We start from the raw sequence: 13,068 nt of genomic DNA, 5'->3' as shown, positions 1-13,068 counted from the left end.
GCTGCGCGCCGCTCGCCGGCTACCGCGCGCTGCTCACCGGGCTGCTCGGGTGCACCTCGCGCTCGATGCGCGGCATGATCTCCCGCAGGTAGATCTTCTGGATGGCGTCGCCGGAGTCGTGCGCCTCCCAGTGGGCGCGGCTCGCCCAGCGCTCGACGAGGACGAAGCGGCCCGGGTCGTCCTGCGACTGGTACGCCTCCCAGCTGACGCAGCCGTCCTCGGTGAGACACAGGGGTCGCATCCGGGCCAGGGCGTCGGCCACCGGCGCGATGTCGTCGGACTCGGGGACCCGGACGATGACGATGAGGTCGAACATCACTGCTCCTTGGGGTGGGGGGTGTCGGTGGGGCCGGCCGCGGCGGCACGGGCGACCGCGGGAAGCCACTGGGCGATCGGGGTGAAGCGGTAACCCAGGGCAGCCGCCCGGTCGTTCGCCATGCCGAAGTCGGCCGGGCAGGAGAACGGGGACAGGCCGGGGTCGCCGGCGGGGTCTTCCTTCTCGATCACGTCGGCCGTGAACCCGGTGGCGCTCTCCACGGCGGCGCAGACGTCGTAGACGTCTGCGGTGTCCGGAGAGGCGACGTTGACCGCTCCGGTGGCGTCGGACTGGGCCGCCCAGGCGAGGAAGCCGGCGGCCTCCTCGGCCTGTACCAGCGACGTCCGGCCGGGCGCCGCGTGGGCGACGACGGGCTGTCCGGCCGTGACACGGTCGAGGTGGAACTGGAGCCGGCCGGTGAAGTCGCCCTGCGCGGCCAGGACGTGGGCGACCCGGGCCAGCAGCACCGGCACCTTCGCGCAGCGGGTCAGCGCGGCCTCGGCCTGGCGCTTCCCCTCGCCGTAGTGGGCGTCCAGGTAGCCGTCCGCGTACCAGGGCAGGGTGGTGTCGAAGTCGTAGTCCGCCGGGTCGAGTTCCTCCTCGCGGGCGCGGGTGCTGAACTCCGGGGCCGGGAACCGCCAGCGGAAGGTGTCCTTGTTGTACACCTCGATGGTGCTGGTCATGATGATCTTCCCGGCCCGCTCGCCGAACGCCTCGCAGGCCTCCACGGCGGCGTTCGGCGTGTAGCACATCTGGTGGATCACCGCGTCGAACCGTTCCCCCGCGACCGCGGCGGCCAGCTCTCCGGGGACGTGGACGTCGGCGCGCAACCGCCGCACCGCGTCACCGAACGGGTCGGGGGTCTGCCCGCGGTTGACCAGGGTGACCCGGTGACCGTCGCCCAGGAGCCGTTGCACCAGCACCTTGCCGAAGAACCGGGTGCCCCCGATGACGCAAATGTCAGACATTTTCCCTCACTGCTTCTTCACTCTGCGTGACATCGTTCTCGGTGACGTCGACCCCGGCGGCGTCGGTCCCGGTGGCCGTGCCGGAGTGCCGGCCGCTCAGGCAGGCGAGTGCGCAGCCCGCCGCCAGCAGGGCCGCGACGTACCAGTTGCCGCCCGCCACACCGAGGGAGCGCGACAGGTCGAACAGGATTCCCGCGGCCAGGGAGCCGGCCATGTTCCCGGCGCTGCGGAAGAAGTGCATCGCGCCCATGGCCCGGGCCAGCCGGTCCTCGGGGACCCTGCGGGCGATCCAGAGGTCGAACGACGGCACGAAGAGGATCTCGCCGAGCACCACCGTCAGACAGCCGACCACCACCCAGGGGGCGGTGCGCCCGGCCCCGAAGGCGAGGAACGCGACGGTCATCCCGGCCAGGCCGACGGCCATGACCGCGCCCGGGCTGAACCGCTTGTTGAACAGCTTGAACAGCGGGTACTGGAGCACCAGGATGCTGAGGCCGGTGATCCAGAACGGCGCGGACGGCGCCCACCCCGGGACGTACTCGTCCATGTGCAGCGGGATGCCGACCACGAAGCCCAGGGACAGGAACCAGAACGCCGCGGACAGCAGGAAGTAGCGGGTGGCTCCGCGCACCTCGATGCCCTTGAACGCCGTCAGGCTGAACAGCGGCACACGGCCGTCCGCCGCGTCCGGCGCGCCGCCAAAACCGCCTCGGGGGATCAGCGCCGAGGTGATCAGGCAGAAGCCGGTGAAGAACACGAACACCACGGTGAAGAGGGTCCGCAGCTCCACGTCCGCCAGTACGGCGCCCAGCAGTGCGCCGCCGAAGAGACCGACCTGGCCCGCCATCTGGAACGCCGAGAACGCCTTGGGCCGTTCGTCCTCCGGGAAGGAGACCAGGACGTTCTTCAGCCCCGGGAAGGAGGTTCCCGAGCCGAAGCCGATGAAGAACGCGAGCACGCTGTAGGCGAGCACGCCGTCGGTGAAGCCCATGAGCCCGAGCGCCACGGCCTCCAGAGCGGTGCCGAGGAACACGCCGCCGCGGACCCCGGCGCGTGCCGCGACCCCCTCGTAGCAGAAGGTGGCCAGCAGCCGGCCGACGTACGTCATACACATGACGACGCCCGCCCAGAACCCGCTGTCGGACCCGCCCAGGGTGGCGACGAGCACGGGGAACCAGATGTAACTGCCCGTGTTGGCGAGGAGGATGCCGCCGACCACGCCGACGAGTGCGCGCTTGCGCTCCCTGATCAAAGTTCCCCCTCCGGGTCCGTCCCCGCGGCACGCAGCCCGGCGATGGTGCGCGCGACGGCCTGCCGGTCGATCGGCACGCCCCGGACGACGGTCTGCAGCGGAAGGGCGGACAGCGGCCGGCCCGGGGCGTGCAGGTTGTAGGTGGCGGTCTCGCCGGCGCTCAGCGGATGGGCGTCCCGGGTGTCGCCGCTCAGTTCGTCGAAGTAGCGGCGGCCCCCGATCGTCGCCTGGTGGCGCAGCCGCTCCTCCAGCGAGGCGTCGTCGCCGCGCAGCAGGTCGAGTTCGCTCAGGAACGAGTAGCCGTGGTAAGCGCCCGTGTTGCCCGAGTCGGTTCCGATCAGCAGCTTGCCCTCGCGCAGGGTGGCCAGCGCGTTGCGGCGCATGTCGGCCAGCGCCGCCGTGCGGGTCTCCTGGCAGCCGAACTCGATGCCGTACGGCTTCTCGATGCCCTGGGCGAACTCCAGGTTGCGGATGTCCTGGGTCTCGGCGAAGCCCTCGCGCCCGTACTCGGCCCGGAACTCCTCCCCCGTCATGATCATGGGGCGCAGGCCGGCCAGTGTGGAGACGAAGCGGGCACCCTCGAACTCCTTCCAGTCGGCCGCGTCGAGCGTCCGGTCGCGCACGCTGTGGGCGAAGAGGCGGAAGCCGCACTCGTACGCCCAGCGGGTCTCCTGGAGGGTGTTGCAGTCGATGACCGCGGTGATGCCGCGCTCGGCGGCGATCCGGGCGGAGAACTCGAGCACCCGGCGGGACAGCCGGGAGAACTTCACCGGGCTGTCCGGCTGTTCGGTGCCGTCGGTGAACATCACCTTGAGGAAGGTGCCGCCGCGCTCGACGTTGGAACGGATCGCGTGTTCCAGGTCGGTCTCGGTGGCGATCATGTGCACCGGGGCCGGGAACTCGACTCCGTGGCCGGTCAGGCCGGCCGCGTTCGTCATCGCGGTGACCGCGTAGCCGCAGTGGACGATCTCGGGGTACGGCACCGTGGAGGCCTCGCGGCCGGCCGCCCAGGCATCGGCCACCAGCGGGAAGCCGAACATGTCCACCACATGGGTGACGCCGTGGTAGACGTACTGCAGCGCGACGATCCGCGGGTCGTCGGCGGTGTCGTCCCAGTTGGCGGGCAGTGAGACGTGGGCGTGGGTCTCGGTGTAGCCGGGCCACAGCTCCGTCTCGCCGCCGCTGCGGCCGCCCGAGGGCTCGATGCGGGAGAAGACGCCGTCCTCGACGGTGACGTCGAACACGGTCCCGGCGTCGAGGGAGGGGATCGCCACCCCGTGCAGGTGCTGACGCCGCGGATCCGCGGTCACCGGGCCACCTCGACCTTCATCCGCAGGTCGATCCGGTCCAGGGCCTCCACGCAGCGCTTGTTGACCTCGGTGCGGTCGGCGCCGGTGAAGATGGTGTGCCCGATCCAGTCGAAGTTGCTCTTGGAGAGCCGGTTCACCTCGGTGCCGGGCTTCTTGTAGGCGAGGGCGCTGTGGAAGCCGGGCAGCTCCTTCAGGCCGTCGAAGCCGATGGACTCGACGGTCCCGCCGATCGGGGCGCCGAACCAGCGGCCGCCGGCGGTGGTCTCGCCGGGGCGGGGCAGCTCGGGGCGCTCGCCGAGCGCCTGCCGGATGACCTCCAGGTACGGGTCGACGCCGGAGGACAGCTCCATCAGGCTCGGCACGATGCCGCCGACCAGCCGGCCGTTGACCTCGCACAGCACCGGGCCGTCGGGGCCGAGGAGGAACTCGGTGTGGATGAAGCCGAAGTCCACGCCCAGTTCGTTCAGCAGGCGCGTGGTCAGGTCGAACAGCTCGTCCTGGAGCGGGTGTCCGCTGAAGTAGGTGGCGCCCATCTCGATGAAGTACGGGAAGCCGCTCAGCGGGCGGTCGGTGAGGCCGAGGTTGACCACCTCGCCCTTGCCGAGGACGCAGGACTCCACCGAGATCAGCTCGCCGGTGACGAACTCCTCGATCAGCAGGTCCGGCACGCGGACCACGCCGCGGCCGTAGTCGGCCACGTCGGCGAGTTCCGCGAGGTAGGCGCGCAGGTCCTCCTCGTCCTTGAGGTGCAGGACGTGCAGGCTGGCCGTGCCGTCGGACGGCTTGACCACGCAGGGGAAGCCGATCTCGCGCACGGCCGCCTCGACGTCCTTCGGGTCGGCCACGTGGACGAAGCGGGGCTGGCGGACGCCCTTGCCGTCCAGGGTGAGCCGGGTCAGGTGCTTGTGGCGGGCGTTGCGGGCGCCGTCCACGCTCATGCCCGGCAGCCCCAGTGCCTCCGCGACCGCCGCCGTGTGCACGGTGTGGTACTCGCTGTAGGTGGTCACGCCGTGGATCGGCTTCTCGGAGTGCAGCTTGCGGGCCAGGGCGGTCAGCTCGTCGATGAAGAAGGCCTGGGCGCTCTTGACCACCTGGCAGTTCGGGTGGGCGTAGGCCGCCTCGGCCAGCGGCGAGGCGGCGAGGTAGAAGTCGGGGTCCACCGACACCAGCGTGACGTCGTGGCCCAGGTCCAGGGCATTGGCGATGCCGGCGATGCCGTTGGGGTTGCATTCGATCATCAGGATGTGCATGTTCAGCGCTCCGTCTTCCTGGAGTTGGATGAGAAGGTGCCCGGGACGGTGGTCTCAGCGGACGCAGGCGTGGGCGTGCCCGGCCGCGGCCGTGGGCCGGCCGTCGCGCGCCCTGGCCACGGCCGCGAGCACGGCGGGCAGATCGAGGCCGAGCGCCGCCATGACCTCCTGGTGGTCGCCACCGGTGGAGGGCCATTCCTGGCCGGCCCCCACGCCCGTGACCTCGCACCGGGGCAGCAGCAGCGCGAGCGCCTCGGCCACTCCGCCCTGGCTGCGGTGCTCCTCGACGACGACGAACCGGGTGTGCCGCCCCGCCAGTTCCGCGGCCGCCGCGGAGAGGTGCTCGTGGTCCAGGTGGACCAGGTGCGCGTGCGAGGCGCCGGTGGCGGCGCGGGCGGCCAGCGCCAGGCGGGTGCCCTCCTCGCCCACCGAGACCAGGCAGACGTCCTCGGGGTCCGCCTGGTACTCCCAGTTCACCAGGGGCAGTTCGCCGTCCGGCAGCGGGAGCGACTCGTAGGTGGCGTTCCGGCCGGTGCGGATGTAGTGCGGCCTGCCGCTGCGTGCCGCGTTGCGGACCACGGCACGCATCTCGGCCTCGCCGTAGGGGGCCGCGATGGTCACGCCGGGGACGCTGCGGAGCACCGCGAGGTCCTCCAGGCAGTGGTGGGTGGTGCCGAACCAGGCGCCGGACACCCCCGCGTACGGAGCCACGACGGTGACCCCGGCGTTGAGGTAGCCCAGTGTCAGCTTCAGGCTCTCCGCGGCCCGCAGCGCCGCGAAGGGGGCGAAGGTGCTGACGAAGGGCTTGTAGCCGCCGGCGGCCAGTCCGGCCGCCATGTCGACCATGGCGCCCTCGGCGATGCCGACGTTGAAGAACCGGTCCGGGTGCGCGGTCTGGAACGGGTGGTTCTTGCCGCCCAGGTCCGCCTCGAGGCAGACGAGGGTGGGGTCCTCCGCGGCGAGGGAGGTCAGCTCGTCGCGGTAGGCGTCACGGCCGGAGAGAGTCATCGGATCGCTCGCTTCCACTTCGCGGCGCGCGTGGCGTCGATGGTCACGTAGTGGGAACCCGCCTTGCCTTCCACGGCCGGCACCCCCTTGCCCTTGACGGTGTGGGCGACGACGGCGAGCGGACGGCGTGCGGCCGACCGGTCCCTGGCGAACAGCCCGGTGAGCGCGGCCAGATCGTGCCCGTCGGTCTCCGCGACCTCGAACCCGAAGGCGGCGAACCGCTCGGTGAGAGCGGGCAGCGGCGAGATGTCCGCGACGAGCCCGTCGTTCTGGCCGCCGTTGCGGTCCACGACGAGCACGAAGTTGCCCAGTTCCTGCGCCGCAGCCACCTGGCAGGTCTCCCAGACCAGCCCTTCCTGGAGTTCGCCGTCGCCCGCGACCGCGATGCCCAGACCGCTCTGCCCGCCGATCCGGCGGGACAGGGCCCAGCCCGCCGCGTACGGGACGCCGTGCCCGAGGCTGCCGGTGGGGAACCGGACCCCGGGCACCTTGGGGCCCGGGTGACCGGTGTAGGGCTGGCCCGCCCGGCCGTACAGCGGCGCGGGGTTCTGCGGCAGCATGCCGCTGACGTACAGCGCGGCGTACAGGCCCGCTGCGGCGTGCCCCTTGCTCAGCACGACCTCCGTGCCGTCCCCGGCGGAGGCCCGGTCCAGCGCGGCGATCAGGATGTCGAGCACCGACAGGCTGCCGCCCAGGTGGCAGCCGCGTTCCGACGCCGCCATGTCGACCACCAGCCGGCGGGCCTGCACGGCCCGCTCGGCCAGCGGGGACGCCGGTGCCTCGGCGCTCGTGGGACCTTCGAGCACGGCGGTCATCGGCGGCTCCCTTCCGCGAGGGCGAACCAGCGGTTCACCGCGTCGGCGAGCAGCGCGCGGGCGGCGCGGTACTCCTCGCCCCCGATGCGCTCCTCGTCGGTGTGGTCGAGGGCGGAGTCGCCCGGCCCGTACGCCACCATCGGCACGTCGTGCCAGGTGGTCGCCAGGGTGTTCATGTCCGACGTCCCCTTCTTCACCACGAAGCGGGGCCTGATCCCGGCCCCGGCGAAGGCGCGGACGAAGGCCGTGGCCAGCGGGCCCGAACGGCCGCCCTGGTGGCCCGGGGTGGCGCGCAGCGCCTCGATGCCGACACCGTCACCGGCGTGCCGGAGCGCGGCGGTGCGCAGCGCCTCCAGGTCGGCGCCCGGCGGCACCCGGAAGTTGAGGGTCCCGTGCGCCCGGTCGCGCTCCCGGCCGCGCTCGCACCGGATGTCGATGACCGCGCTGAGCGCCTCGGGCGCCTGCTCGAGCACCGACGCGCGGATCTCGCCGAGGACCCGGATCAGCCGGTCCGGGGCCGACACCGCGTCCATGCCGGCCGAGTGGCCGGTGGGCACCGAGGCGGTCACCGCGAGCTTGAAGAGACCGAAGTAGCCGAGGGTCAGCTTCCCCGAGCCGCTGGGTTCGCCGATGACGACGGCGTCGGCCGGGTAGTTGTCCCGTACGTGGAACGCGCCCTTCGAGGAGGAGATCTCCTCCTCGACCGCGCCGACCACGACCAGTTGGCCGTCCTCCGGTACCGCCGCGTCCGCCAGCACCTCGAGGAAGGCGGCGAGGCTGCCCTTGGCGTCCACGCTGCCGCGTCCCCACAGCTCGCCTCCGCGCCACTCGACGGGCCAGCGGTGCGGGACCGTGTCGAGGTGGCCCAGGAGCAGCAGCCGGCGGGAACCGGTGCCGCGGGAGGCCACGAGGTTGCCGGCCGGGTCGATGCGGGCCTCGATGCCCCGTTCCCGGCACCATTCGGCGAGGCAGGAGGCGAGTTCCGCCTCGTCGCCGGAGACCGAGGACACCGAGACGGCGCGGGTCAGCAGGTCGAGGTCCTCGGCGGGGCCCCTGGTGCGCCAGAACCGGGTCCATCCCGAGGGCTCGCTCATGGTGTGCGGGCCGGTGATGGCCACGTCGGCGCCGCTGCCCGCCAGGGCGATCTCGGCCGCGCGCACCTTCTGGCGCATGCGTCCGCCGGCGTAGCGCGCACCGTCGCCCGGGTAGGCGTCGCGCAGCGTCGAGTCCGGGTCGGCCGGATCGGTCAGCAGTCCCGCGGTGCCGGTGACCAGCCGGAGGTGGTCGGCGTCCAGGGCGACCGCGAGGACCGCGGCCAGTACGTCGGCGTCCACGTTCAGCGGGGCGCCGCCGTCCCGGTCCGCGACCGGCGGGGACAGGCAGACCACGTCGTACGCGTCGAGCAGGGCGTTCAGCGCCTCGGTGTCGGCGTCGGCGGGCACGCCCGCCCGGTGGTCGCGTACCACGACGGGGCGGCCTTCGGCCGACAGCGCCTTCAGCGGGCGGTTGGCCCGGCCGACGACCAGGCCGCTGCGCGCGGCGACGGCCGTGAACGTCCGCAGGCCCTGGGCGCGCAGGCCGTGTTCCACGGCGGGCAGGGTGACCCGCTCGTAGGCGTCGACGAGGTGGTCCATCTCCTCGGGAGGGCAGTAGCGCACCACGTCGCCGTTGGCCAGCCGGAGCGTGGGGACCGGGCGGTCGATCGCCGCGTAGTGGCGTTCGATGCCGGTGGCCCCGCCCGCCACCAGGAGCACCCGGGCGCCGCGGGCGACGACGTCTGCGATCTCCTTGTGGATGGCCTCGCGGTCGAGCGTCGCGCTGCCGACCTTGATGACGTACAGCGGTCGGCTCATGGGGACACCGCCGTGATCGGCAGCCCGGCCGCCTCGTCGAAGCCGTGGATGAGGTTCATGGCCTGGATGGCCTGGCCCGCCGCACCCTTGATCAGGTTGTCGAGGGCGGCCACCGTGACGCACTGGCCGTCGCGGACGGACACCGCCACCTCGGCGACGTTGGAGCCGGTGACGGCCTTGAGCATGGGGAAGTCCTGCGGCGCCTTGGGCGCCGGGCGGACCCGTACGAAGGGCTTGCCGACGTACGCCTTGGCGTAGGCGCGCTTGACGTCGAGGGCGGTGACCCCGGGCCGCAGCTCGGAGTAGGCGGTCACCATGATGCCGCGCGACACGTCCAGGCTGTGCGTGGAGAACCGCAGGTCGACGGCGGCGCCCGTGAAGTCGGCGATGGCCTGCTGGACCTCCGGCGCGTGCCGGTGGCCGTGCAGCTTGTGCACCCGGAAGTTGCCGCTGCGCTCGGCCGGCTGCTCGTCGCTGCCGCGGCCGCCGCCGGTGGAGCCGGTCTTGGCGTCGACGACCACCCGGTCGGCGACCAGCGGGCCGTCGCCGGCGAACAGCGGGTACAGGGCGTAGATCGTGGTGACGGCCATGCACCCGGGCAGGCTGACGAACCGGCTGTCGGGGATGTTGGGGCTCAGCTCCGGGACGTAGTAGGCGAACTCGTCCAGCGGCGGGTGGGCCGCGGTCCCCGGGTAGTGCCGGCTGACCTCCTTCTCGTCGCGCAGCCGGAAGTCGCCGCCCAGGTTCAGCACGCGCTTGGCCCGGTCGGCGACCAGCGGCAGCTGCTCGGGCAGGGCTCCGGTGGGCAGGCAGCCGAAGGCGACGTCGACGGTGTCGGCGTCGGCGAGTTCGGCCAGCGGCCGGAACGTGAGGCCGGACGCCTTGGGGTGGTTGCGCAGCCAGGGGTGGCTGTTGCCGACGGCGGTGCCCGCGGCGCGCTCCGCCGAGAGGAACGCGAGTTCCACCTGCGGGTGCTCCAGGAGCAGCCGGATCACCTCGCCGCCGGTGTAGCCGCTGGCTCCGAGGACGGCGACGCGTATCTTCTCGTTCACTGCGTCAGCCAAGGCGGGCCGCCTTGTCGTAGGGACGGCGGTAGTCGCGGGTCTCGACGAGCTTGCGGATGGCGTCCGGCCGGCGGGCGACCTTCCGGAAGGCGTCGGCGTAGCGCAGGATGCGCTCGTACTCCACCGGGGAGCGCAGCTCGCGGCAGAGGACGAGGGTGCTGTCGAGCATGCCGAGGGTGACCGGGAAGTCCTCGGGCCGGTGGTCGCGCACGGCACCGGGGTTGAGGGTGAACGGGTAGCCGTTCCCGAAGCCGTCCCGGTGCTGGAAGGGCAGGTGGCACGGGATCGGGGTGTTCTGCCACTCGCGGGCCGGGACGCCCTCGGCGACCAGCAGCTCGTGCACGGCTTCCTTGACCGCGAACACCGGGATGTCGCCCAGGCCGACGGCCTCGGGGTGCAGGGTGATGCGGTACATGTTGTACGCGTGGACGTGCCCGTCGGGGACGTGCGGCGGGGTGAACAGGCCGGTGCCGTGCAGGGCCTCGCCGAGCAGCGCGGCATTGCGGGCCCGGATCTCGTCGTAGTACGGCAGCCGCTTGAGCTGGCTGGCGCCGAAGGCCGCCGCGACCCAGGACATGCCGTAGTCGATGGCGTGCCGCTCCAGGTAGGCGCGGGCCCGGTCGTAGCTCTCCTCGGTGGCGAAGAACGCGATGCCGCCCTCGCCGCCGAGGGGGAAGTTCTTGTCGGCCATCAGGCTCTGGCCGGCGGCGTCCCCGAGGGAGCCGGCCACCTGCTCGCCGACCTTCGCGGAATGGGCGTGCGAGGCGTCCTCGACGAGGGCGATGCCGTGCCGGTCGGCGAGGGCGCGCAGGGCGGACACGTCGGCGGGCAGGCCGTGCACGTGCACGGGCATCAGCGCGCGGGTGCGATCGGTGATCGCGGCGGCCGCGGCCTGGGGGTCCATGCAGTACGTGACCGGGTCGATGTCGACGAACACGGGGATCGCGTGCGCGGCGACGACGGCCTGCGCGGTCGCGATGAAGGTGAACGCCGGCACGATGACCTCGTCACCGGGCCGCACACCGGCGCCGACGAGGGCCATGTGCAGGCTGGAGGTGCCGCTGGCGGTGGGCAGCGCGTGCGCCGCACCGACGTAGGAGCGGTAGGCCTCGGCGAAGTCGGCGACGACCTTCTCGGGCGCCTGACGCTGGGCGAGCATCAGGTTGAAGACGTCTTCCTTGGTGATGACCGGGAAGAGCGTGCGACGCGCCGCCTTGGGAATCATGGCCCCGCCGCCGAGCGCGGCGAGTTCGGAGTCGAGTTCGGCGGGGTCGGGCAGGGGCAGCGGGGTTGCCGGGAAATCGGTGATCATGAGCGCGCTCCGGTGGGAGTGGCGGGACGTGCCGCCTGGGTCAGGGCCATCCGCACGCAGGCGGCCACGAGGGGGCTGAGCCGGTAGTTGAACTGGACCCCGGGCACCAGGGAGGCGTCGGCCTCCTCCTGCGTCCACATGGTGCGCAGGTCGTAGGCGCCGAAGATCTTCAGTCGCTCGGCACGGGCCCAGACGGCGTCGTCGTCGGTGAGGACGGCGGCGGCCGGCCCGAAGCCGAGTCCGGTGAGGTCCACGACGAGGGCGGGGGCGGTGGCGGTCCGGGTCAGCTCGCCCAGCCGGTCGGCGTTGGCGGAGTCCAGGGACACGTAGTCGTACGCGGCCCGGCCCTGCTCCTCGACGCCGACGCCGAGCCAGTCGAGGAAGCGGCCGGTCGCCGCGTCCGGCTCGGACAGGGCGATGGTGTCGCCGTGCCCGATGCCCTGGCCGGCGAGCGCCGCGTGGACGGCGGCGGTACGGCTGTTGACGAGGACGGCCCGCGCGCGTCCGGTCTGCTTGGTGAGCAGTCGTTCGAGGCCGGGCAGTTCCCGGTCGCTCTTCTCGATGCTCATGACCACGCCCGTGGTGAGGACGCGGGCGAGCACCGTTGCGGTGTCGAACAGTTCCATGGATCTTCTCCGTGTCACACGGCCGAGGCCGTGAGGGTCTCCGCGACGTAGGCGGCGAGGTGGCCGGCCACGTTCACTCCGTGCTGGGCGGAGGAACGGGCGAATTCCGGGTTGGCGTTCACTTCGAGCACGAGCAGCTCGCCCGTGGACCGGTCCTCGACCAGGTCCACCCCGTAGAAGCCGGGGCCGAGGACGTCGACGACCTGCCCGCAGAGCTTCTCCATCTCCGTGGAGACCTCGACGCGCCGCACCTCGGCACCCAGGTGGGTGTTGGTGCGCCAGTCGTCCGACACCCGCTGGATGGCCACCACCGGGGTCCGGCCGACGACCACGACCCGCAGATCGTGACCGGGCTTGTCGATGTACTCCTGCACGACGACGGGGAACTGCTTGCCCGTCACGTCGGCGGACTCGCGGCCCGCGGCCCACGCCTCCACGCAGTCGGCGTGGGTCATCTTGCTGACCCCGCGTCCCCAGGAGCCGCTGACCGGCTTGACCACGGCGGGCATGCCCAGGTCGGCGACGGTCCTGCGGACCTGGTCGAAGCTGAAGGCGTGCCGGGTGGTGGGGTGGGGGATGCCGTGCCGCGCGAAGAGCAGCGCCTGCAGTCCCTTGTCGTTGCAGGTCTCGATCGTCGCCGCACGGTTGAGGGTGGGGACTCCGGCGTGTTCCAGGCGACGGGAGACGTTGATCGCGTCCCGGTGGGAGAGGTTCCTGATCAGGGCGAGAGCGGGCGGGCCGGAGTGGCCCGCCACGATCTCGGCCAGATCCTCCATGAGCAGCGGTCGCGCCGTCAGACCCTCGTCACGCAGTGCGCCGAGGAGCAGCTTCTCCTCGGGGCGCAGCATCGTGACCGAGAGCAGGACCTGGTCGGAGGCCGTCACTCGCCCCAGTCCTCTTCCACCTCGGGGGCGAGGTCCAGGCGTACGCCGGCAGCGGACTTCTCGACGACCTCGTGCTCCTGGCCGCAGGCCCCGCACTCGGTGATCTCGCCCTTCTCCCAGTCCTCGCGCACCTCGAATTCGGTGTCGCATACGAGACAGCTGGCGACAGTTGCCGCAAGTGTCATGATCATGGCTCCTTTACGTGGAATGGCGTCGCGGGATTTGCCGACACCGTTACGTGCGCCGGGATTTCGGCCCGAGCGCATTCCGGGTCCGCCTCCTGCGGGCACCTGTGGATGCCCCGGGGGAAACGGAACCGCGGCCCCCTTTCGGTGGCTGGAAGGAGCCTGCCTGGCGGTGATACCACTCACCTACCGGTCCGGTACCGCTCGCCGCGGTAGTCGCCTAGG

Annotated in this window: 13 protein-coding genes; all 13 read right to left on the bottom strand. The window is 72.2% G+C overall.

Annotated features, from left to right (window positions below; translation table 11 throughout):
- Nucleotides 1–19: 19 nt before the first annotated feature.
- From JK359_RS09225 to JK359_RS09165, 13 genes are read right to left on the bottom strand one after another with little or no spacing between them, the layout of a single operon-like run.
- Nucleotides 20–316 (bottom strand): putative quinol monooxygenase, encoded by a 297-nt coding sequence (locus JK359_RS09225; protein WP_201833794.1) that lies wholly within the window; start codon nt 314–316, stop codon nt 20–22.
- Nucleotides 316–1,284 (bottom strand): NAD-dependent epimerase/dehydratase family protein, encoded by a 969-nt coding sequence (locus JK359_RS09220; RefSeq protein WP_201833792.1) that lies wholly within the window; start codon nt 1,282–1,284, stop codon nt 316–318. The genes JK359_RS09225 and JK359_RS09220 overlap by 1 nt, the downstream gene beginning before the upstream one ends.
- Nucleotides 1,277–2,536: an MFS transporter gene (locus JK359_RS09215; protein WP_201833790.1), complete on the bottom strand. Its 1,260-nt coding sequence runs from the start codon at nt 2,534–2,536 to the stop codon at nt 1,277–1,279. The genes JK359_RS09220 and JK359_RS09215 overlap by 8 nt, the downstream gene beginning before the upstream one ends.
- On the bottom strand, nt 2,533–3,846 hold the full coding sequence (locus JK359_RS09210; protein WP_307788021.1) for an amidohydrolase family protein: 1,314 nt from the start codon (nt 3,844–3,846) through the stop codon (nt 2,533–2,535). Before JK359_RS09210 ends, JK359_RS09215 begins: the two co-directional genes overlap by 4 nt.
- Nucleotides 3,843–5,096 carry an ATP-grasp domain-containing protein gene (locus tag JK359_RS09205; RefSeq protein ID WP_201833788.1) on the bottom strand — a complete coding sequence of 418 codons (1,254 nt, stop codon included), beginning with the start codon at nt 5,094–5,096 and terminating at the stop codon, nt 3,843–3,845. The genes JK359_RS09210 and JK359_RS09205 overlap by 4 nt, the downstream gene beginning before the upstream one ends.
- 54 nt (nt 5,097–5,150) lie before the next feature.
- Nucleotides 5,151–6,104, bottom strand: coding sequence for a transketolase family protein (locus JK359_RS09200; RefSeq protein ID WP_201833786.1), 954 nt, complete (start codon nt 6,102–6,104; stop codon nt 5,151–5,153).
- Nucleotides 6,101–6,919, bottom strand: coding sequence for a thiamine pyrophosphate-binding protein (locus tag JK359_RS09195; protein WP_201833784.1), 819 nt, complete (start codon nt 6,917–6,919; stop codon nt 6,101–6,103). Before JK359_RS09195 ends, JK359_RS09200 begins: the two co-directional genes overlap by 4 nt.
- On the bottom strand, nt 6,916–8,772 hold the full coding sequence (locus JK359_RS09190) for a M20/M25/M40 family metallo-hydrolase (RefSeq protein WP_201833782.1): 1,857 nt from the start codon (nt 8,770–8,772) through the stop codon (nt 6,916–6,918). The genes JK359_RS09195 and JK359_RS09190 overlap by 4 nt, the downstream gene beginning before the upstream one ends.
- Nucleotides 8,769–9,836: an N-acetyl-gamma-glutamyl-phosphate reductase gene (gene argC / locus JK359_RS09185; RefSeq protein WP_236677483.1), complete on the bottom strand. Its 1,068-nt coding sequence runs from the start codon at nt 9,834–9,836 to the stop codon at nt 8,769–8,771. Before argC ends, JK359_RS09190 begins: the two co-directional genes overlap by 4 nt.
- Nucleotides 9,829–11,148, bottom strand: coding sequence for a DegT/DnrJ/EryC1/StrS aminotransferase family protein (locus JK359_RS09180; RefSeq protein ID WP_201833780.1), 1,320 nt, complete (start codon nt 11,146–11,148; stop codon nt 9,829–9,831). Before JK359_RS09180 ends, argC begins: the two co-directional genes overlap by 8 nt.
- Nucleotides 11,145–11,774, bottom strand: a complete 630-nt coding sequence (locus JK359_RS09175; protein ID WP_201833778.1) for a degT/DnrJ/EryC1/StrS aminotransferase — start codon at nt 11,772–11,774, stop codon at nt 11,145–11,147. The genes JK359_RS09180 and JK359_RS09175 overlap by 4 nt, the downstream gene beginning before the upstream one ends.
- Before the next feature lie 14 nt (nt 11,775–11,788).
- Complete coding sequence (locus JK359_RS09170; protein WP_201833776.1) at nt 11,789–12,658, bottom strand: RimK family alpha-L-glutamate ligase; 870 nt, start codon at nt 12,656–12,658, stop codon at nt 11,789–11,791.
- A complete protein-coding gene (locus tag JK359_RS09165; protein WP_372445372.1) occupies nt 12,655–12,843 on the bottom strand; it encodes a lysine biosynthesis protein LysW in 189 nt (62 codons plus the stop codon). Before JK359_RS09165 ends, JK359_RS09170 begins: the two co-directional genes overlap by 4 nt.
- Nucleotides 12,844–13,068 lie beyond the last annotated feature (225 nt).

Source organism: Streptomyces actinomycinicus (genome assembly GCF_016741775.1).
GTDB classification, from domain to species: domain Bacteria; phylum Actinomycetota; class Actinomycetes; order Streptomycetales; family Streptomycetaceae; genus Streptomyces; species Streptomyces actinomycinicus.
The sequence above is the reverse complement of the archived record's forward strand: the minus strand, read 5'-3'. Positions and strand labels throughout refer to the sequence as shown.